General features: G+C 43.5%; 18 protein-coding genes. 14 read left to right on the top strand and 4 right to left on the bottom strand.

Translation table 11 applies throughout. From position 1 onward, the window contains the following. The first annotated feature begins 83 nt into the window (after positions 1-83). Together leuB and NBH01_RS19490 are read left to right on the top strand one after the other, a co-directional pair. On the top strand, positions 84-1,145 hold the full coding sequence (gene leuB / locus NBH01_RS19495) for a 3-isopropylmalate dehydrogenase (protein WP_225658555.1): 1,062 nt from the start codon (positions 84-86) through the stop codon (positions 1,143-1,145). Between the two features lie 203 nt (positions 1,146-1,348). Then, positions 1,349-2,668 (top strand): DUF4784 domain-containing protein, encoded by a 1,320-nt coding sequence (locus NBH01_RS19490; RefSeq protein ID WP_225658554.1) that lies wholly within the window; start codon positions 1,349-1,351, stop codon positions 2,666-2,668. Positions 2,669-2,673: 5 nt separating this feature from the next. Here the strand turns inward: NBH01_RS19490 and NBH01_RS19485 are convergent, their stop codons facing one another. The 3 genes from NBH01_RS19485 to NBH01_RS19475 are packed head-to-tail and all read right to left on the bottom strand — an operon-like array spanning position 2,674 to position 5,864. Further along, positions 2,674-3,303: a class I SAM-dependent methyltransferase gene (locus tag NBH01_RS19485; RefSeq protein ID WP_225658553.1), complete on the bottom strand. Its 630-nt coding sequence runs from the start codon at positions 3,301-3,303 to the stop codon at positions 2,674-2,676. An 8-nt stretch (positions 3,304-3,311) separates the two neighbouring features. Then, on the bottom strand, positions 3,312-3,989 hold the full coding sequence (gene lpxF / locus NBH01_RS19480) for a lipid A 4'-phosphatase (RefSeq protein WP_225693391.1): 678 nt from the start codon (positions 3,987-3,989) through the stop codon (positions 3,312-3,314). 39 nt (positions 3,990-4,028) lie between these two features. After that, positions 4,029-5,864 carry an LTA synthase family protein gene (locus NBH01_RS19475; RefSeq protein WP_225693393.1) on the bottom strand — a complete coding sequence of 612 codons (1,836 nt, stop codon included), beginning with the start codon at positions 5,862-5,864 and terminating at the stop codon, positions 4,029-4,031. An 88-nt stretch (positions 5,865-5,952) separates the two neighbouring features. Here NBH01_RS19475 and cysK point away from each other — a divergent pair, with 88 nt between their 5' ends. Genes cysK through NBH01_RS19460 form a run of 3 tightly spaced genes read left to right on the top strand, consistent with a single transcriptional unit; the run spans position 5,953 to position 8,869 of the window. After that, complete coding sequence (gene cysK / locus NBH01_RS19470; RefSeq protein WP_048696956.1) at positions 5,953-6,903, top strand: cysteine synthase A; 951 nt, start codon at positions 5,953-5,955, stop codon at positions 6,901-6,903. A gap of 10 nt (positions 6,904-6,913) precedes the next feature. Beyond that, a complete protein-coding gene (locus tag NBH01_RS19465; protein ID WP_055221512.1) occupies positions 6,914-7,732 on the top strand; it encodes a tetratricopeptide repeat protein in 819 nt (272 codons plus the stop codon). 48 nt (positions 7,733-7,780) lie between these two features. Beyond that, positions 7,781-8,869: an acyltransferase gene (locus NBH01_RS19460; RefSeq protein ID WP_225680369.1), complete on the top strand. Its 1,089-nt coding sequence runs from the start codon at positions 7,781-7,783 to the stop codon at positions 8,867-8,869. A gap of 151 nt (positions 8,870-9,020) precedes the next feature. Here the strand turns inward: NBH01_RS19460 and recQ are convergent, their stop codons facing one another. Beyond that, positions 9,021-10,826 carry a DNA helicase RecQ gene (gene recQ / locus NBH01_RS19455; RefSeq protein ID WP_182426947.1) on the bottom strand — a complete coding sequence of 602 codons (1,806 nt, stop codon included), beginning with the start codon at positions 10,824-10,826 and terminating at the stop codon, positions 9,021-9,023. 269 nt (positions 10,827-11,095) lie between these two features. Between recQ and NBH01_RS19450 the strand changes: the two genes are divergently transcribed. The 9 genes from NBH01_RS19450 (at position 11,096) to NBH01_RS19410 (ending at position 22,123) form a co-directional block, all read left to right on the top strand. Then, the gene (locus tag NBH01_RS19450; RefSeq protein WP_008763211.1) at positions 11,096-11,560 is read left to right on the top strand and encodes a helix-turn-helix domain-containing protein; all 465 of its coding nucleotides are present in this window, start codon (positions 11,096-11,098) and stop codon (positions 11,558-11,560) included. A gap of 94 nt (positions 11,561-11,654) precedes the next feature. Further along, on the top strand, positions 11,655-13,703 hold the full coding sequence (locus tag NBH01_RS19445; protein WP_182426946.1) for a dipeptidyl-peptidase 3 family protein: 2,049 nt from the start codon (positions 11,655-11,657) through the stop codon (positions 13,701-13,703). A gap of 8 nt (positions 13,704-13,711) precedes the next feature. Next, complete coding sequence (locus NBH01_RS19440) at positions 13,712-14,380, top strand: DNA alkylation repair protein (RefSeq protein ID WP_113748890.1); 669 nt, start codon at positions 13,712-13,714, stop codon at positions 14,378-14,380. A 165-nt stretch (positions 14,381-14,545) separates the two neighbouring features. Beyond that, positions 14,546-15,034 (top strand): Fur family transcriptional regulator, encoded by a 489-nt coding sequence (locus tag NBH01_RS19435; RefSeq protein WP_008767710.1) that lies wholly within the window; start codon positions 14,546-14,548, stop codon positions 15,032-15,034. Beyond that, positions 15,031-16,302, top strand: a complete 1,272-nt coding sequence (locus NBH01_RS19430) for an adenylosuccinate synthase (RefSeq protein WP_008763215.1) — start codon at positions 15,031-15,033, stop codon at positions 16,300-16,302. The genes NBH01_RS19435 and NBH01_RS19430 overlap by 4 nt, the downstream gene beginning before the upstream one ends. Positions 16,303-16,479: 177 nt before the next feature. Then, positions 16,480-17,796 (top strand): alpha-L-fucosidase, encoded by a 1,317-nt coding sequence (locus tag NBH01_RS19425; RefSeq protein ID WP_118337500.1) that lies wholly within the window; start codon positions 16,480-16,482, stop codon positions 17,794-17,796. Between the two features lie 119 nt (positions 17,797-17,915). Beyond that, positions 17,916-18,596 (top strand): zinc metallopeptidase, encoded by a 681-nt coding sequence (locus NBH01_RS19420; RefSeq protein WP_008763217.1) that lies wholly within the window; start codon positions 17,916-17,918, stop codon positions 18,594-18,596. Between the two features lie 151 nt (positions 18,597-18,747). Next, a complete protein-coding gene (hisS, locus tag NBH01_RS19415) occupies positions 18,748-20,112 on the top strand; it encodes a histidine--tRNA ligase (protein WP_225658546.1) in 1,365 nt (454 codons plus the stop codon). 610 nt (positions 20,113-20,722) lie between these two features. Continuing rightward, positions 20,723-22,123: a carboxylesterase family protein gene (locus NBH01_RS19410; RefSeq protein WP_225679040.1), complete on the top strand. Its 1,401-nt coding sequence runs from the start codon at positions 20,723-20,725 to the stop codon at positions 22,121-22,123. Positions 22,124-22,154 lie beyond the last annotated feature (31 nt).

Genomic DNA, 22,154 nt, shown 5'->3' with positions numbered 1-22,154 from the left:
TTATATTAACATGCATTTGATGCTTCCGATATGACAGAGATTAATTAACTTTGAGTAGTATAAAAGATAAAAAGAAAAGTAACATGGATTTTAAAATTGCTGTATTAGCAGGCGACGGTATCGGACCGGAGATTTCGGTACAAGGTGTAGATGTAATGAGTGCCGTTTGCGAGAAGTTTGGTCACAAAGTAAGTTACGAATATGCAATCTGCGGTGCAGATGCGATTGATAAAGTAGGTGATCCGTTCCCGGAAGAAACATATGAGGTTTGCAAGAATGCAGATGCTGTTTTGTTTTCAGCCGTAGGTGATCCGAAGTTTGATAATGACCCTACTGCGAAAGTTCGTCCGGAGCAGGGATTGCTGGCAATGCGTAAGAATTTGGGATTGTTTGCTAATATTCGTCCGGTACAGACATTCAAATGCCTGATCCATAAATCTCCGTTGCGTGCGGAACTGGTTGAGAATGCGGATTTCATCTGCATCCGTGAGCTGACCGGCGGTATGTACTTCGGTGAGAAATATCAGGATAATGATAAAGCATACGATACAAACTACTACACTCGTCCGGAAATTGAACGTATCCTGAAAGTTGCTTTTGAATATGCAATGAAACGCAGAAAGCACCTGACTGTGGTAGACAAGGCAAATGTTCTGGCTTCTTCCCGTCTGTGGCGTCAGATTGCACAGGAAATGGCTCCCAATTATCCGGAGGTGACAACTGACTATATGTTTGTGGATAATGCTGCCATGAAGATGATCCAAGAACCAGCTTTCTTTGACGTGATGGTGACTGAAAATACATTCGGGGATATTCTGACTGACGAAGGTTCTGTTATCAGCGGCTCTATGGGATTGCTTCCTTCAGCTTCTACCGGTGAAAGTACTCCAGTATTCGAACCGATTCATGGTTCATGGCCACAGGCGAAGGGCTTGAATATTGCGAACCCGTTGGCACAGATTCTGTCTGTAGCTATGTTATTTGAATACTTCGACTGCAAGGAAGAAGGTGCGCTGATTCGTAAGGCGGTTGATGCATCACTGGATGAAAACGTACGTACACCTGAAATTCAAGTGGCCGATGGTGCCAAATACGGTACAAAGGAAGTAGGACAGTGGATTGTTGACTATATCAAGAAGGCTTAAACAGATCTTCTGAATAAGATATATGGAGGCTGGATTCTTTAAATGGAGTTCAGCCTCTTTTTGGCTCATTCCGTTTCTTTGTTTTTTTACTGAAGAAAATGAGTCCGTTGGGAGAAAAAACTAGTCGGACTGTTAAAAAGTAAAAGAGTAAGATATTTGCTAATGAAAAACAGTACATTTGCACAGATTAATACACAAGTGCTATGACAAAAAATTATCTATTCTTACTGTTGGGTTTGCTGCTTGCAGCGTGTAGTTCTGATGACAAGGACGAACAACCGATTTTAGTAACCAATGTTGTAATGCCTGCTTCGGGAACAGTATTCAAGCCCGGTGAGAAGGTAACGATAATGGCGAAAGGATTTCAAGACAATGATGAAATCATGTTCGATATTCGCTGGCTGCTTCAAGACGAAGTGCTGCATGAAGGATATGCTAAAGGAGGACGGGGTGTTATAACGGAAAAGACGGCTACGAGCATTACTTTTCTGGCTCCCGGACACTGGCCTGCTTCTACAACGGAAATCTTGTTACGCCGCTCCGGTCAAATGATGTCTTTAGGAAAGATTTCGGTGGCGGATGGACAGGCACCCAAAGATTTTCAGCTTTATGGTATCATTAATTCCCGTTCCAATACCCACCGTCCTCATGCTATCGAATACATCAATCTTGAAAAGCCTCAGACGGCAGAGATAGTACGACTTGCAGACAATCAAGACTTCTCTTGTGTAGTCAACCTTCCCGGAAGCTGGAGCCTTAGTGGAGTATGGACGAAGGATGATCGCCGTACGACCGGACTTTATGATCTTTCTATGAACTATTGGGAAAAGCCGGGAGCTGATCAGCTTGTAACAATGGGGATAGCGACCGCTAACTCTGTATTTGGGGTATATCAAGGCGGAGACCGTTTATTTGTTAAAACAGTTAATGTGATGCCCTATACCAGAATGTATGTGCCGGAGAAACCTGATTATGGTTTTCTGCTGCCCGAAGGGATGAAGGCTGAAGCATTGTCACGTTATCCCTGTATACAAATGAGTGATGGAAATATACTCTGTTCGGCTGATAACGGCGATGGAACTTTTTCACCAGTAGTCTTGAACGGGCAAAATATAGAAGAGAAAAGTATATATGTTGGCGAACCGATAGAGGCTGTGGCATTGATCCCTTTTTGGATAGTTAAGCCTGTAGAAGGTATGGGAACGGCTAAATATACACGTGTTGGCGGATATATCGTATCGAAGAGAAATGGTGCTACAATAGCAGAGGGAGATGGAACAGAATTTAGACTATGGAACCCGACTACAAAGATGCTGGATGAACCTTTCACCACATTCTCTAGTGCTGCGTGTTCAGTAGCCACACTTGTTTCGGAAGATTTTAAGAAACAGGAGCTTTATGTATTGTTTGATGGTAGTCGGAATGGAAGGCTGATTTATGTATATGATTTACTAAAAGGTAGCTGGGAGTCATTATATCCAGGGGGTGGATTTCCTTATTCAGAAATCGTATTAGCCCGATAAGATTATTACTCAGCTATTCTCCGGGCTACTATGCACAAAGGCCCTTTTTCATGCTTATATGAAGCAATGGAGATAAAGCCGGACTGCAAGAGTATGGATTTCAATTCATCACAAGAACGAATAATCATCCCGTCAATCAGATTTGTCCAAGTTTTGACTGACGGGTTATTCAGTTCGCAGCAAATCAGGAAATGTCCGTTTCGCTTTAATACCCGTGTTACTTCGGTGAATGCTTTCGGAAGATCGTTCCAAAAGTAAACCGTCTCGAAGGCAGTGACCACGTCGAACATTTCATGGGTATAAGGCAGCGTGTCTACCGTGCCTTGTTCTATAAAACAGCGGGTGGAAAGATATTTCTTGTTTTTCTTCTGTGCGAAAAGGACACTTTCCGGAGAAATGTCAATGCCGTATGCTTTTCCTTGCGGACAGCGATGCATCAGCTGTGTAAGATTGGCTCCGCCACCGCAACCAATGTCGAGCACATTCCATTCCTTATTCCATACTATATGTGACATTCCCCATTCGGAAAGCAAAGTGTGCCGTTTATTCATTTCCCGGAGAATGACTCTTCCCCAAAAGCCTTCAGGCTTTTTGAGATTGTGGAATAACTTATGGATGATATTTCTTTTGCCCATGTTATAAACTAACTTTGCACGATGGAATAGATGATAATGCCTGCTAAAGTCAGCAATCCGGTATAGATCATAACTTCCGTTTGTTTTATTCCGGCGCCTTTTCCAGGAGCAGAAATGTCTGACTGAAGTCGTGCCGTTAACTTGTGGGCGATAAAGTAGAACAGCCAACCTCCGAATCCACCGATAATGGCTCCTGCTACTAAATCACCGGGATAATGCAATCCCAGGTACAGGCGTGTATAAGAGTTGGTAAATGCCCAAAGTACGATAAATATGCTTAACCAGCGTTTACGGAACAGGCAAATCAGAAATATGGCAAGTCCGAAAGAATTGGCAGCATGACAGGAAGGGAAACCGAATCCTCCTCCTCGTCTTCCATTCACAATATAGACTAAATCCGCTATCGGATTTTCCGGATTGGAGGGACGCAGGCGACCTACCAACGGACGAAGAAAACTATTGCACATCTGATCGGCAAACGTGATAGTGAGGGCGATCGCTACCACATAGCACAAAGCCACTTTCCAATGAAAATTCTTGAACAGTATATATAAGATACTGGCATACATCGGGACCCATATAACTTTACCTGTGAATGCACTCATGAAGTAATCCCAGAAAGGCGAATGTATTCCGTTGAAGAACAAAAGCAGTTGGGTGTCTATATCCGAAAGAAATTCTATCATAAAATAAATCGTATTATTAAAAGGTGGATTTGTCTGATCTTATCGTTTAGCCAGGTCATCATATAGTTTCTGAAGGAAGGCTTTGCCTTTTTCCAGATTGGCTCCTTTCTCTGTCCCCTCATCTATCTGGACGGTGTTGGCATCCAGATTGTACACTAATTGATTTTCCGCAGTCACCATGCCATACAGTGTCGGTTCCGTGAAATACCCGAAGTGGGGAGAAGACGGATTAAAGATATTCTTGCTGAAAGTAAAGTCATCATGCGGCAATCCGAGCTGAGAAAGCAGCGTAGCGGCAATATCGATCTGCGAAGCGTATGTGTCTACTACTCGTGGTTCTTTCACGGCTCCTCCGATCAGTATTAGCGGAATTGTATGCCCTTCCAGCGGATTTTCTACCGGACGCGGATAAGCTCCCAAATGATCCGGTACAAGTACGATCAGTGTATTCTTCCACATCGGGGTCTCCTTATACTGTCTCACAAAATCTCCTACGCAACTATCAGCATAGGCGAAAGCATTCAGCACTTTATCGTCTAATCGGTAGAACGGAACTTCAAACGGCTCGTGACTGCTTGATGTCTGCACGATTTTAAAGAAAGGTTCCTGCTGCTTCTCTTCTTTGAGGTCTTTCAGGAAACGTTGGAAAAGTGTATGATCCGGTGCTCCCCATTTACCCTGACGTTCGGACAAAGGAAAATCCGTCTCGGAGATAATCTTCTCAATACCCGATGAAACCAGATAAGAGCGCATATTGGTGAAGTCTGCATCCCCTCCGTAATAGTATTCCAAACTGTATCCGGCATTTTTCAGACTGCGAGGAATGGAAGGAAGTCCGTCCGTTTTCTCAGGATACTTCATTATGCTGGTACTCGGCTGACCGGGATAACCACTGATAATAGATGCCAGTCCTCGATCCGTCCGGAAACTGTTTGCGTAGAAATTAGTGAATAACACTCCTTCTTTACCGAATTTATCCATATTCACTGCTACATTCGGCTGTCCCCCCATTGTTTCCATTAAGTGTGTAGAAAAACTTTCGAGGATAATAAAGATGATATTCGGGCGTTGAGTATTTAGAATTTGCGGGATACTGTCTGTTGCTGCCACAGGTTTATCCAGCATTTCGGCCAACAAGTCATCTGCAACTTTCGGGTCCATAAACCGATATTGCTTATCGAAATTGTTTTGATGGGTAGCAGAATACATAAAACTGAATGCCGGATTGATGGCTGCATGATTCATCCGTTGGTTTTGGCTATAGTATACTTTGCTCAGGTTCATTGTCGATACGGAAAAACCGCCACGGATAGGAATGAAGAGCGCAGCTGTCAGTAATAAAAGGACGAGAGATACATACTGCCGCTGATAAGGTATCTTCAACGGTGCTTTCTCCCGGATAAGTACGGCGTAGAAAATACCGTAGAGGATGGCTGCATAGATCAGCATAGCTAGGATTCCGAGTAATATGAACCAGAAGCTGACGCTTGCCATGGCATCTTTCGGAGATGAGAAGAAGTAGAAGATCGGGGTGGCATCCAGCCGGAATCCCCAGAAACCGTATAAGCCCAGATCGATGATGAAGATGCAGGACATCACAAAAGCGATGATTCCAAAGTAACCTTGCCGGATGCGGCGTAGTATGGAAGATTTCGTCCAGGCGGAAGCGATAAGCAGGAAGCCCGGGATGGCAGTCAGATATCCTGCCAGTGAGAAATCCAGTGGCAAGCCGTGCCACATCACGCTGAAATAATCGCCGATTGAGGCGTCTGTATAGAGTTCATGGTAGTAAGCCATGAAAATAGGTTTTTGAAGGACAAACAGAAGAACGAACAAAAAATAAGTCGTGAGAAATTGCAGGATTCTCTTTTTCATATCTATAAACTTAAAAATATTGAACGGAGACAAAGGTACAATTCTTTTCTGTATCTTTGCGCATCAACCTGATAAAACGAGGTGAATGATGGCAAAAATTGCGAATAAATTAACAGATTTAGTGGGTAATACACCTCTAATGGAACTTTCCGGATATAGTGGAAAGTATGGTCTTAATCAGAATATTATCGCTAAACTGGAGGCTTTTAATCCGGCGGGAAGCGTAAAAGACAGAGTCGCTCTTTCTATGATTGAAGATGCGGAGGCCCGCGGGGCACTGAAACCCGGTGCCACCATTATCGAACCGACCAGTGGAAATACGGGAGTCGGACTGGCGATGGTAGCTACCATTAAAGGGTATCACCTGATATTGACTATGCCCGAAACGATGAGTTTGGAACGGCGAAACCTGTTGAAAGCACTGGGGGCGCAGATTGTGCTGACAGATGGCTTGGGCGGGATGGCTGCTTCTATTGCCAAGGCGCAGGAGTTGCGCGATAGTATCCCCGGATCGGTGATCCTGCAACAGTTTGAAAATCCTTCGAACGCTGCTGTCCACGAGCGGACAACAGGAGAAGAAATCTGGCGGGATACGGATGGTGAAGTGGCAGTGTTCGTTGCCGGAGTAGGAACCGGAGGTACGATTTGCGGCGTGGCACGCGCCTTAAAAAAACATAATCCGGATGTTCATATCGTTGCGGTTGAACCTGCGTCGTCTCCCATATTGGCAGGAGGTCAGGCAGCATCACACCGCATACAGGGAATCGGGGCGAATTTTATTCCGAAACTTTATGATGTTTCTGTAGTGGATGAAGTGATCGGTGTGCCCGATGACGAAGCCATTCGTGCGGGGCGGGAATTGGCTGCAACAGAAGGTTTGCTGGCTGGAATCTCTTCGGGAGCGGCCGTATATGCAGCCCGACAGTTGGCACAGCGTCCGGAGTTCAGGAACAAAAAAATCGTTGCGTTGTTACCTGATACGGGAGAACGTTATCTGTCGACCGAGTTGTTCGCTTTTGATGCCTATCCTTTGGATTAATATTTGAATCATGATAAGAATTATTTTAATTTTATTTCTTAGCTTTCCGGTTGCTCTGTGTGCGCAGACCTATCAGCAATTATCAGAAAAGGCGATTGAATATATCGAAATGGACAGTCTTTCCAAAGCCGAAGAACTACTGCTTCAGGCTTTGAAACTGGAGCCGAAGAATGCAAAGAATGCTATGCTTTTTTCCAATCTGGGATTGGTACAGCGTCGGTTGGGTGAATATGATAAGGCACTCGAATCTTATTCTTTTGCGCTGAACTTTGCTCCATTGGCAGTACCTATCCTGCTGGACCGAGCTGCGATTAATCTGGAAATGGGAAATACAGACCGTGCTTATACCGATTATTGTCAGGTACTTGACGAAGATAAGCAGAATAAGGAAGCGCTGTTGATGCGGGCATATATCTATGTACTCCGGAGGGATTACCCTGCGGCACGAATCGATTATAACCGTTTGCTGGCGATTGACCCGCAAAGTTATAGCGGTCGGCTCGGACTGGCTACCTTGGAACAGAAAGAAGGAAAATTCAAGGAAGCGCTCGAAATTCTTAATAAGATGATTACGGCAACTCCCGAAGATGCGACTCTTTACATTGCCCGTGCAGATGTGGAACGGGAGATGAAGCATGAAGATCTGGCTTTGGTCGATTTGGAGGAAGCTATTCGCCTGAATCCTTCTTCGGCGGATGCCTATTTGTTGCGTGGCAATATTTATCTGACACAGAAAAAGAAAGCATTGGCAAAGATGGACTTTGAAAAAGCTATTTCGCTGGGCATACCTCCTGCTGATTTGCACGAGCAGCTGAAACAATGTAAATAAAAGACAAAACTAAAAACATATTACTACTAACTAATACCCAAACAGAAAATGAAACGTATTGTTTTTTTAGATTACGTGCGCGTGTTCGCATGTTTCCTCGTTATGGTGGTACACGCCAGTGAAAACTTTTACGGTGCTGCCGGATCTACGGACATGGCAGGACCGCAATCTTATTTAGCCAGTGAAGCAGACCGATTGTGGGTGGCCGTGTACGACGGTTTCTCACGCATGGCAGTACCATTGTTCATGATTGTCTCTGCTTACCTGCTGGTACCGATGAAGGAGGGACAGACTTCATGGCAGTTCTACCGCCGACGCTTCACTCATATCCTGCCACCGTTTTTCATATTTATGATACTCTATAGTATCCTACCGATGTTGTGGGGACAGATAGATAGCGAAACATCAATAAAGGATATGTCTCGAATATTGCTGAACTTCCCGACGCTTGCCGGACACCTTTGGTTCATGTATCCCCTGATAAGTCTTTACCTGTTTATACCTATTATATCTCCTTGGTTGAGTAAAGCCACTGCAAAAGAAGAACGTTTCTTCATAGGACTGTTCCTGTTATCAACGTGTATGCCGTACTTCAATCGCTGGTTTGGTGAAGTGTGGGGGCAGTGTTTTTGGAACGAATACCATATGTTGTGGTATTTCTCAGGTTATCTTGGATATCTTGTGTTGGCACACTACATACGTGTACACTTAAAATGGGATCGTTCCAAACGTTTCATTGTAGGACTCATTTCAATGGTTGCCGGGGCTGCGTTGACTATTTACTCATTCTATATACAGGCTATTCCCGGAATTACTCATTCTACCCCTGTCATAGAAATAGGATGGGCTTTCTGTACGATTAACTGTGTACTTCTTACAGCGGGTACATTCCTTCTCTTCACTTGTATAAACCGGCCGGAAGCTCCACGTTTCGTAACAGATATGTCGAAACTTAGTTATGGTATGTATCTTATGCATATATTCTGGCTCGGATTATGGGCGACAGTATTCAAAAATACGCTGGAACTGCCTACTGTTGCCGCCATCCCATGTATCGCAGTGACTACATTTGTCTGCTGTTATATAACGACAAAGATTATCTCGTTCATACCGGGCAGTAAATGGATTATAGGCTAAATGGATCGGATGTTCTTGAATTAAACAAAAAAGAGAAGCGATTGCTTCCCTTTTTGTTTACTCATCTTATTATATAGTCCTTTCTGATTACGCTTGAATAAGTTACTCTTTATTAAAGGTAAATCGATAGGGGGGGCAGCTTAATACATTATTATACAAACTGCTTAATCAGATTCACAAACTCTTTTCCATATTTCTTCTTCTTAAACTCTCCGATACCACTGATTTCTCCGAATGCTTCGATGGTAGTCGGCCGTGAAATGCTGAGCAGATGCAACACCTTATCCGATAGAACGATATATGCCGGAAGACCATCCTGATCGGCAATCTGTTTCCGCAATCCCCGTAGTGCTTCGAATAAATCTTCGTTTTCTCCACCGGGGATACCGAAAGGAAGTTCTTTGGCGATGACCACCTTCTTTTTTTTCCCTTTTCCTGTGACGATTTCTTCCCGATGAATCACGGCGAGCATTGCTTTCGCTTTTCCAAAAAGAATGTCACTTCCGCTTGGAGTGATCTTGAGATGGTTATTTTCATTGTAGGCAATTTCGAAATAGCCCAGTTGTAGCATTTGGAGTAAATAATCCTGCCAGTCACGAGGTGGTATGTCTCGCCCTGCTCCAAACGTCTTTAATTCCTGATATCCTTTTGCCGTAACTTCTGCCGAATAACTTCCACGAAGAATATCAATTAATATCCCTGTACTTATTTGTTGTTCTGCACGAGCGATGGCGCTCAACGCTTTTTGTACGATGACTGTACCGTCAAAGCGTTGTGGAGGGTTTTTACAGACATCACAGTTGCCGCAGTCTTCTGTTGAGGTTTCTCCGAAATAGCTCAGCAGAATTCTTCTGCGGCAGATGTCCGCTTCGGCGTATTGCTGCATACGTTGCAACTTTTCCAGATTGATCGTCTGTTGGTTGCTTTCTGTGGCGAATTTAGTTAACAGGATCAGATCGCCCAGTGAATAGAATAATACAGTGTCGCTTGGCAAGCCATCCCGTCCGGCACGCCCGATTTCCTGATAAAAACTTTCAATACTTTTAGGAAGATTATAATGAATAACCCATCGGACATTCGATTTGTCAATTCCCATACCAAAAGCAATGGTGGCGCATACTACCTGAATACGGTCATTAATGAAGTCATTCTGAGTCTCGTCCCGATGCTGCGGAGACAATCCGGCATGATAAACACCGCATCGGATTCCCTGCTTTTGCAGCATTTGTGCTACAGTTTCCGTTTTATTACGGCTCATACAATAAATGATTCCACTTTCTTCTCTGTGGCGGTGGATAAACTCCAGAATCGCTTTATTTTTCTCTTTTGCCTGAAAACCGCGTTTTACGTCCAGACTGATGTTGGGACGGTCGAAAGAAGAAATAAACGTCCGGGGCTGTATCAGATGCAACTGTCGGATTATATCCTCACGGGTTATTTTGTCGGCTGTTGCCGTTAATGCAATAATCGGAACCTGCGGAAACTGCTGATGGAGCATTCCCATTTGTGTATATTCCGGACGGAAGTCATGTCCCCATTGGGAAATACAGTGGGCTTCGTCAATAGCGAAGAGCGAAATACTCATATCCCGCAACAGATAGTCCTTTTCCGCTATCAACTTCTCCGGTGAAATATAAAGCAGTTTCAGGCGTCCTTCGATGCAGGCACGGCGGAGATTGGCATTTTCCGTTTCGTCATTGCTGCTGTTGAGTGCTCCTGCTGCGATGCCGTTGGCTTGCAACGTTTCTACCTGGTCTTTCATCAGTGAGATAAGCGGGGAGACCACTATAGCTGTACCTTCGGAGAGCAATGCAGGCAGTTGATAACAGATCGATTTACCTCCGCCAGTGGGCATCAGTACCAGTGAATCCTGCTTGTTCAGCAGGTGGCGGATGATTTCTTCCTGTAAGGACCGGAAGCTGTCATAACCGAAATATGATTTTAGAGTTTCTTTCATCAACATTTGTTTAAACTTTGTGGCAAAGGTACGCTTTTCTTTAGCAATCTTTATCATGTCTCGATTTATGTTTTGATTTAAATGCTCCAAGAGTTAAAGTTTCTTATTATTCACCCTTAATTCCTCTTTTTCAAGGTTTTTGATTGTTTTATTAGAAAAAAAATGCACAAAATAATTGTGTGTTTAAAAAAAAAGTAAGACATTTGTAACATGTAACGTTGCGAATGAGCAATTAATAACAAATAAACAAACCCTAACCAGTTAATTCAATGAGTGATTTAGAGAACAAAAAAGCGGAGGAAGCTCCAAAGAAACGTCCCTACAATCTGAGGGAAAAGAAAGAAAAGAAGGCTGCATATCGGTCATTAATCAGACCGGAACTGGCAGACGAGTTGTATGACAAGATTCTGAACATTGTAGTAGTTCAGAAGAAGTATAAAGATCCTGACTATTCAGCTAAAGATTTAGCTAAAGAGTTGAAGACCAATACTCGCTACCTTTCTGCAGTAGTGAATTCTCGTTTTGGTATGAACTACTCTTGTTTGTTGAATGAGTACAGAGTGAAAGACGCTCTGCATTTGTTGACAGACAAGCGTTATGCCGACAAGAATGTGGAAGAAATCAGTGCAATGGTTGGCTTTGCAAATCGTCAATCTTTTTACGCTGCATTTTACAAGAACGTAGGTGAAACTCCTAACGGATATCGCAAGAAACACGCTGAAAGTAAGAAGTAATTGCGTTTTCCGATACTGACCAAAAGGAATTACCTCTGAATGAAAAGTTCGGGGATAATTCCTTTTCTTATTTAATTAATCAATATCAGTAATTATGAAAAAACATTTTATTTCGATGGCAGTTACCGCTACGATCTTTGCATCTTGCGGTGGGGCCAAAACAACAACTGCCGAGGCAGATAAATTTGATTATACAGTGGAACAATTTGCAGACTTACAAATATTGCGGTACAAGGTTCCCGAATTCGAAACCTTGACGCTGAAACAGAAAGAACTGGTTTATTACCTGACTCAGGCTGCGCTGGAAGGACGCGACATCCTGTTTGATCAGAACGGAAAATATAACCTGAGAATCCGCCGGATGCTCGAAGCCGTTTACACCAATTATAAGGGAGACAAGTCGGCTCCCGACTTCAAAAATATGGAAGTGTACCTCAAACGGGTATGGTTCTCCAATGGTATTCATCATCATTACGGCATGGAAAAGTTTGTGCCCGGTTTCTCGCAGGACTTCTTGAAACAGGCAGTGCTCGGAACAGACGCCCAATTACTTCCGTTATCAGAAGGACAGACTGCCGAACAACTCTGTGATGAGCTCTTCCCGGTTATGTTCGATCCGGCTATCCTGGCAAAGCGTGTAAATCAGGCGGACGGTGAAGACTTGGTGCTGACTTCTGCCTGCAATTATTACGACGGAGTCACTCAGCAGGAAGCGGAAAGCTTCTACGGAGCAATGAAAGACCCGAAAGATGAAACTCCGGTTTCTTACGGACTCAACAGCCGATTGGTGAAAGAAGATGGAAAAATACAGGAAAAAGTCTGGAAGGTAGGCGGACTTTATACTCAGGCGATTGAAAAGATTGTGTACTGGTTGAAGAAAGCGGAAACGGTTGCCGAAAATGATGCACAGAAAGCTGTGATCAGCAAACTGATTCAATTCTACGAAACAGGCAGCCTGAAAGACTTCGATGAATATGCTATCCTTTGGGTGAAAGACCTTGATTCAAGAATTGACTTTGTGAATGGCTTTACAGAAAGCTACGGCGACCCGCTGGGAGTGAAAGCCAGCTGGGAATCACTGGTCAACTTCAAAGACTTGGATGCTACACACCGTACAGAGATTATCAGCAGCAATGCGCAATGGTTCGAAGATCATTCGCCGGTTGATAAATCTTTCAAAAAGGAAAAGGTAAAAGGGGTATCTGCCAAGGTGATCACTGCCGCTATTCTTGCCGGTGACTTGTATCCTGCAACTGCCATCGGTATCAATCTTCCGAACGCTAACTGGATTCGTGCCCATCACGGCTCCAAGTCAGTTACTATCGGCAATATCACAGATGCTTATAATAAAGCTGCCCACGGTAACGGGTTCAATGAAGAGTTTGTCTGCAATAACGAAGAGAGACAGCGGATCGACCAATATGGCGACTTGACAGGTGAACTTCATACAGACTTGCACGAATGTCTGGGACATGGTTCTGGTAAATTGCTTCCGGGAGTAGACCCTGACGCTTTGAAAGCGTATGGTTCTACTATTGAAGAAGCACGTGCCGACTTGTTCGGATTGTACTACGTGGCTGACCCGAAACTGGTAGAACTGAAACTTGTTCCGGATGCAGAGGCTTATAAAGCTGAATATTATACTTTCCTGATGAATGGTCTGATGACACAACTTGTACGTATCGAACCGGGAAATAATATCGAAGAAGCTCATATGCGCAACCGTCAGTTGATTGCCCGCTGGGTATTTGAAAAAGGAGCTCCCGACAAAGTGGTCGAAATGGTGAAGAAGGACGGAAAGACCTATGTCGTAGTCAATGATTATGAGAAAGTCCGTCAGTTGTTCGGTGAACTGCTGGCTGAAATTCAGCGAATCAAATCGACCGGTGATTTTGAAGGTGCCCGTACATTGGTTGAAAATTATGCCGTGAAGGTTGATCCTGCTTTGCATGCCGAAGTGTTGGCACGCTATAAGAAGCTGAATCTGGCTCCTTACAAAGGTTTTGTAAATCCGGTCTATGAACTGGTGACTGACAAGGATGGAAATATCACGGATGTTACCGTGTCTTATGACGAAGACTATGTAGAACAAATGTTGCGTTACAGCAAAGATTATTCTCCGTTGCCTTCCGTAAATAATTAATATTGAAAATGGATATAAAAGAACAACTGAAAGATATCAAAACACAGCTCCGTCTCTCTATGAACGGGGCTGTGTCCCAAAGTATGCGTGAGAAGGGATTGGTATACAAACTCAATTTCGGAGTCGAAATCCCCCGCATAAAGATGATTGTCGAAGGGTATGAAAAGAACCATGACCTGGCGCAGGCATTGTGGAAAGAAGACATTCGCGAATGCAAAATCATGGCAGCCATGTTGCAGCCTGTAGATACCTTTTATCCCGAGATAGCTGATATCTGGGTAGAAAGTATCCGTAACATAGAGATTGCGGAACTGACCTGTATGAATCTTTTCCAGCATTTGCCATATGCTCCTGCTAAATCTTTTCATTGGATGGCTGATGAACAGGAATATGTGCAGACATGCGGTTTCCTGACGGCTGCCCGTCTTTTGATGAAAAAGGGAGATATGACAGAAAGAGCCTCCGGCGAATTGCTCGACCAGGCACTTTGCGCTGTTCATTCAGAAAGCTATCATGTGCGGAATGCAGCTCTTCTGGCTATCCGTAAGTATATGCAGCATAACGAAGAACATGCTTTCCGTGTATGCCGGATGGTTGAAGGAATGGCAGATTCCACAGTGGAAGCGGAGCAGATGCTCTATAATATGGTAAAAGAAGAAGCTAGTGATAAGTATTAAGTAATAAGTATTAAGTATTACCATGCGGATATCCGCCGCATGGAATCTAAGTAGCTACGGTTAATACCTAATACTTATTACTTAATACTTATTACTTATTCTCAGAAATTCTTTTGCTTTCCACAAAAAAGGCTTAACTTTGTTCGCGCTAATTTTGTGCTGATGATGGAAACTCAAAATGTGAAAGATACAGTAAGGCAGATATTCACAGAATATCTCACGGCGAACGGGCATCGTAAGACTCCCGAACGTTACGCCATACTCGAAACTATCTATTCCATCGACGGACATTTCGATATCGATATGCTCTATTCCAGAATGATGGATCAGGAGAATTTCCGGGTGAGCCGGGCAACTCTTTATAATACTATTATTCTGCTTATCAATGCGCGGCTGATCATCAAGCATCAGTTCGGCACTTCCTCCCAATACGAAAAATCATACAATCGCGAGACACATCATCATCAGATATGTACTCAATGCGGCAAAGTGACCGAGTTTCAGAACGAGGAATTGCAGCATGCCATCGAAAATACAAAATTAAGCCGCTTTCAACTTTCGCATTACTCCTTATATATATATGGATTGTGCAGCAAGTGCGACAGAGCTAATAAACGGAAAAAAGTCAGTAACAACAATAAAAAAGAAAAATGAAAGTAGATGTTCTATTAGGATTACAATGGGGCGACGAAGGTAAAGGTAAAGTAGTCGACGTATTAACACCTAAGTACGATGTGGTCGCTCGTTTCCAGGGCGGTCCGAATGCCGGTCATACACTTGAGTTCGAAGGACAGAAGTATGTACTTCGTTCTATTCCTTCCGGTATTTTTCAGGGAGATAAGGTAAATATTATCGGTAACGGTGTAGTGCTCGATCCGGCATTGTTCAAAGCGGAAGCCGAGGCACTCGAAGCATCGGGACACCCATTGAAAGAGCGTTTGCATATTTCTAAGAAAGCTCATCTCATCCTTCCGACACACCGCATACTGGACGCCGCTTACGAAGCAGCCAAGGGAGATGCGAAAGTAGGAACAACCGGTAAAGGCATTGGCCCTACTTATACGGATAAAGTTAGCCGTAACGGTGTTCGTGTAGGTGATATCCTTCATAACTTCGAACAGAAATACGGTGCGGCGAAAGCTCGTCACGAACAAATCCTGAAAAGTCTGAACTACGAATATGACCTCACAGAACTGGAAAAAGCATGGATGGAAGGTATCGAATATCTGAAACAGTTCCATTTTGTAGACAGTGAGCATGAGGTTAACAACTATCTGAAAGACGGCAAGAGCGTTCTTTGCGAAGGTGCTCAGGGAACGATGCTTGATATCGATTTCGGTTCGTATCCGTTTGTTACATCTTCCAATACGGTTTGTGCAGGTGCCTGCACCGGTCTGGGAGTAGCTCCGAACCGTATCGGCGAGGTGTTCGGTATCTTCAAGGCATACTGTACTCGTGTAGGTGCCGGTCCGTTCCCGACAGAACTGTTCGACGAGACTGGTGACAAGATGTGCACACTGGGACATGAATTCGGTTCTGTAACAGGACGTAAACGTCGTTGCGGATGGATTGACCTGGTAGCTCTGAAATATTCCGTTATGATAAACGGTGTTACCAAACTGATCATGATGAAGAGCGACGTGCTCGATACATTCGATACCATCAAGGCTTGTGTTGCTTATAAGGTAGATGGCGAGGAAATTGATTATTTCCCATATGACATCACTGAAGGTGTGGAACCTGTATATGCAGAACTGCCGGGCTGGAAGACAGATATGACAAAGATGCAGAGCGAAGATGAATTCCCGGAAGAATTCAATGCTTATCTGACTTTCCTGGAAGAACAACTTGGTGTGGAAATTAAGATTGTATCTGTCGGACCGGACAGAGCGCAGACAATCGAACGTTATACTGAAGAATAAGAAATGGGGCTGACTAAAAAGTCCGGTAGTATCTTAAGTCTCCTCCTGGAAGGAGGGGAATTGATGATACTATTGCTTTTGGTCTCCTTTGTTCTATAACTTAATGAGAGGCGGAGAAATGGAAATTACTCCGCCTTTTTGTTTTTTCTTTACCCCCAATATTAACTATAACGCATTATGAAAACACATTTCATTACTTTCCTATTTTTAATAGGTATGAGTCTGGGAATCTCCTCCCGGCTCCACGCACAGTCTTCTTACCAGCCTGGTGAAGAAAACCTCAAAGCCCGTGAAGAATTTCAGGATAATAAATTCGGTATTTTCCTTCATTGGGGACTGTATGCCATGCTTGCCACCGGTGAGTGGACTATGACAAATAATAATCTGAATTATAAAGAGTATGCCAAACTGGCAGGCGGCTTCTATCCCTCCAAGTTTGATGCGGATAAGTGGGTGGCTGCCATCAAAGCGTCGGGAGCTAAATATATCTGCCTGACTTCCCGCCATCATGACGGCTTCTCCATGTTCGATACCCAATATTCGGACTTCAATATCGTGAAGGCAACTCCCTTTAAGCGGGATATCATCAAGGAGCTGGCAGCAGCCTGCAGCAAACAGGGAATCAAACTCCATTTCTACTACTCTCATCTTGACTGGACGCGGGAAGATTATCCTTGGGGTCGTACAGGACGGGGTACAGGACGTCCGAATCCGAAAGGAGACTGGAAAAGCTATTATCAGTTCATGAACAATCAGCTGACGGAACTGCTGACTAATTATGGTCCGGTAGGAGCCATTTGGTTCGACGGATGGTGGGATCAGGATGGAAATCCCGGCTTTAACTGGGAGTTGCCGGAACAATATGCCATGATCCATAAACTACAGCCGGGCTGCCTGATAGGAAATAATCATCATCAGACTCCTTTTGCCGGTGAAGATATTCAGATATTCGAACGTGACCTGCCCGGAGAAAATACCGCAGGACTTTCCGGACAAAGTGTAAGTCACCTGCCTTTGGAAACCTGCGAAACGATGAATGGTATGTGGGGATATAAGATTACGGATCAAAATTATAAATCAACGAAGACGCTGATTCATTATCTGGTAAAGGCAGCCGGAAAGAATGCAAACCTGTTGATGAATATCGGCCCTCAGCCCGACGGAGAGCTTCCGGAAGTAGCCGTACAGCGGTTGAAAGAAATGGGAGAGTGGATGAATCAATATGGTGAAACGATTTATGGAACCCGTGGCGGTGCGGTTGCTCCGCATGACTGGGGAGTGACGACGCAGAAAGGAAACAAGCTGTATGTGCACATTCTGAATTTGCAGGATAAAGCCCTGTTCCTGCCTTTGGCAGATAAGAAGGTGAAGAAAGCAGTACTGTTTAAGAACGGCACACCTGTCCGCTTCAATAAAAATAAAGAAGGCGTGTTGCTGGAGCTTGCAGAGATACCAAAAGATATTGATTACGTTGTAGAACTTACAATTGACTAATTTTTAGCTAATTCTTCATAAAAGCATAGGGAAACTATCGTTACATACGTAGTTTCCCTTTATTTTTGGCAAACAATTTGTTTATAGAAATATAGAGTAATAATTAAAATGAAAAGTATATGATGTCTTATTGGGTATTATTTATTGGTATTGCCGTAGCAAGTTGGTTGGTACAGATGAATTTGCAGAACAAATTCAAGAAGTATTCCAAAATTCCGACAGGAAACGGTATGACAGGACGCGACGTAGCTCTGAAGATGCTGCACGACAATGGAATTTACGATGTACAAGTAACTCATACACCCGGTCAGCTGACCGACCACTACAATCCTGCTAACAAAACAGTGAATCTGAGTGAAGGTGTATATGAAAGTAATAGTATCATGGCGGCTGCCGTAGCGGCACACGAATGTGGACACGCTGTTCAGCACGCACGTATGTATGCTCCGTTGAAAATGCGCAGCGCCTTGGTGCCGGTAGTGAATTTTTCGTCCTCTATCATGACTTGGGTATTGCTGGGCGGTATTCTGCTGTTCAACTCATTCCCGCAATTGTTGTGGATTGGTATCATTCTGTTTGCTACCACCACTTTGTTCAGCTTTATCACCTTGCCGGTGGAAATCAATGCAAGTAAGCGTGCGCTTGTGTGGCTGAGTTCATCCGGCATTACTAATTCATACAATCATACGCAAGCCGAAGACGCTCTTCGCTCTGCTGCATACACCTATGTAGTTGCTGCACTGGGTTCATTGGCTACGCTGATCTATTACATTATGATTGCTATGGGCAGAAGAGACTAAGAGAAAAGATTAATCGTTTTGACGCCTCCATCGTTTTCAAAGACTATGGAGGCGTTCTTTTTTTATTGATGTTTTTTTTAGATATATGCAAGCGTTGCTCGGAAATTTGCAGTAAATTTGCGCAATTAAAATACTAAACAGTAATTATATCATGGCAGCAAAACCAAGTATTCCTAAAGGAACTCGTGACTTTTCGCCGGTAGAAATGGCGAAGCGTAATTATATATTCAATACGATTCGTGACGTATATCATCTGTATGGTTTCCAGCAGATAGAAACTCCGTCGATGGAGATGCTTTCTACACTGATGGGGAAATATGGCGATGAGGGTGACAAACTTCTATTTAAGATTCAGAACTCCGGAGATTATTTTTCCGGCATCACGGATGAAGAGTTATTGAATCGTAATGCTGTTAAGCTGGCAAGCAAATTCTGTGAGAAAGGTTTGCGCTATGACTTGACAGTGCCTTTTGCCCGTTACGTGGTGATGCACCGCGATGAAATAACTTTTCCGTTCAAGCGTTATCAGATACAGCCGGTATGGCGTGCAGACCGTCCGCAGAAAGGACGTTACCGTGAGTTCTATCAATGCGACGCTGATGTTGTCGGCAGCGATTCACTGCTGAATGAAGTAGAACTGATGCAGATTGTCGATACAGTATTCAGCCGTTTCAACATCCGTGTGTGCATTAAGATCAATAACCGCAAGATTCTTTCCGGTATCGCTGAGATTATCGGTGAAGCGGATAAGATTGTAGATATCACAGTGGCTATTGATAAGCTGGATAAGATTGGTCTGGAGAACGTCAATGCGGAACTGAAAGAGAAAGGGATCAGTGATGAGGCGATTGCCAAATTGCAGCCGATCATTCTGCTGAGCGGAACCAATACTGAAAAGCTGGCTACACTAAAGAGCGTGCTGGCAGCCAGTGAAACAGGCATGAAAGGAGTGGAAGAAAGCGAATTTATTCTGGGCACACTGGAAACAATGGGCTTGAAAAATGAGATCGAACTTGACTTGACGCTGGCTCGCGGATTGAATTATTATACCGGTGCTATCTTCGAAGTGAAAGCGCTGGACGTGCAGATCGGCAGTATCACCGGTGGTGGTCGCTATGACAACCTGACAGGAGTATTCGGTATGGCCGGTGTGTCGGGAGTCGGCATTTCTTTTGGTGCAGACCGTATCTTCGATGTATTGAATCAACTGGAACTTTATCCGAAGGAAGCAGTGAACGGTACGGAATTGATGTTCGTAAACTTTGGTGATAAAGAAGCTGCTTTCTCTATGAGTATGCTGGCAAAAGTTCGTGCGGCAGGTATCCGTGCGGAAATCTTCCCGGATGCGGCAAAGATGAAGAAGCAGATGAGCTATGCCAATGCCAAGAGTATTCCGTTCGTAGCTATCGTAGGAGAGAACGAAATGAATGAAGGCAAAGCAATGCTGAAGAATATGGAAACCGGCGAACAGAATCTTGTTTCGGTGGAAGAACTGATAGCTGCTTTGCGCAACTAAAAGCGGGGTATAGAGTAAGAATATCCGCTTTTCCGGTGAAGTACTTGACAAATGATTTTTTATGTTGTATCTTTGGGAAAAGAAAAGGCATAAATAAAATGAATATAATAAGAAAAATAGATACATAGATATCACCTTTATACTGTTACTTATAAGTATCAGAAGAATTTGGAATGGGGCAATGATCAGATGATTATTGCCCCATTTTGTCGTTAATTATGCCTGCTACATTTCGTCTCGTACTTAAAAAGGGACGAATATCGTTTTTAATAAACTTGGATACCGTTTATAATAAACGTGCAATAAGTTTATTATAAACAGAATCCGTGTTTAATAAAGGCTGTTTTAATTTTTGTAAAGATAAAAAAAATGTGGCTTCGAATGAAAATAGACTATCGGAAAATATATAGAATGAAATGGTAATTTCATATAACAATTGCTTCTTGGACTCATATTTTCGGAAGGCTTAATTCCATTTCTTAATTAAAAACTTTAGATCTTTGTTTTATATTAGACTGAAAAAATAAGGAGAGCCGGACAGTAATTTCTATCTTTGTGCATACATTGAATTGATAGCAAATATATGAAAAACAACAACCCCCAAAGTAATATGAAAACAATAAGAAACACACTTTTTCTAGGCATAATCTGTGCTGCCAGTATTGCTTCCTCGACTGCTCATGAACTCGAAACCAATGAGAACTCCCTGAAGAAGTCGGTGAAGGCACAGACAAGAAAAGAGATTGTTACGTTCTTTTCTGAATCTCTTTCCGGTAAGACAACCTCTTTTGACGCAGGAAAACCGTTGAAACTGTCAGAGGTAGAACACTATCGTGATGTCGTATGGCAGTTGTGGAAAGAGGTAAATGATGGTTTTAAAGAAGAAAAATTAATAGCTTTGGATACACTCTCATCCGCTTCTTCCGGCTACTGGAAACTTCCTGATAGTTTGGAACCAAATGCAGTGATGCCCTATTACTGGGGAATGAAAGGGACAGATGGAACAGGAAATGAACTTCCATTATTTCTCTATCTGCATGGCTCGGGACCCAAAGAGCGGGAATGGAGTACCGGGTTGAAAATTTGCCGGAATTTTGATGATGCTCCTTCTGTTTACTTTATTCCACAGATTCCGAACGAAGGAGAGTACTATCGTTGGTGGCAGAAAGCTAAACAGTTTGCCTGGGAGAAATTGCTCCGACAGTCCTTGCTCTTGGGAAAGATTGATCCCAACAGAGTGTATGTTTTCGGAATCTCGGAAGGCGGATATGGCAGTCAGCGTCTGGCCTCATTTTATGCTGATTATTGGGCTGCTGCGGGACCGATGGCAGGAGGTGAACCTTTAAAGAATGCTCCTGCGGAGAATTGTAGTAATATTGCTTTTTCTTTGCGGACAGGAGATAAGGATACCGGATTTTACCGGAATACACTGACCGGATATGTACGGGAAGCATTCGATAGTTTGGCGCATCAGCATCCCGGCTATTTCACTCACAAGATAGAACTGATTCCCGGAATGGGGCATAGTATTGATTATCGTCCGACGACTCCCTGGCTGAAGCAATATGTCCGTAATCCTTATCCCAAATATGTAAGCTGGGAGAATTTTGAAATGGACGGACTCTACCGGAAAGGATTTTATAATCTGTATGTGAAGGAAAGATCCAGTGAAGAGGGGAAGTCGCGTACTTATTATGAAATGAGTATTTCGGGAAATCATATTTCATTGAAGGTCGATGATGTTGTTTATGAAGCCACGGAGAAGGATCAACGATGGGGAATAGAGATGAAGTTTGCGAAGAAATATGCGCAGGCGCATAAAGGGAAAGTGGTCATTTATCTCTGCGACGAGCTGGTCGATTTAACTGAAAAGGTGACTCTGACGGTGAATGGCAAAAAGGTTTTCGAAGGAAAAGTAAAAGCTGATTTGAAGAATATGGTTAATAGTTGTGCGGTGTTCTTCGATCCGCAACGGCTTTATCCGGCAGCTATCGAGGTAGAATTAAAATAGATGAGATTGCAAAGTAGAAGTATCCCCGGTC

The organism is Bacteroides sp. B1-V-101 (assembly GCF_023656585.1).
Classification (GTDB): domain Bacteria; phylum Bacteroidota; class Bacteroidia; order Bacteroidales; family Bacteroidaceae; genus Bacteroides; species Bacteroides thetaiotaomicron.
The sequence above is the reverse complement of the archived record's forward strand: the minus strand, read 5'-3'. Positions and strand labels throughout refer to the sequence as shown.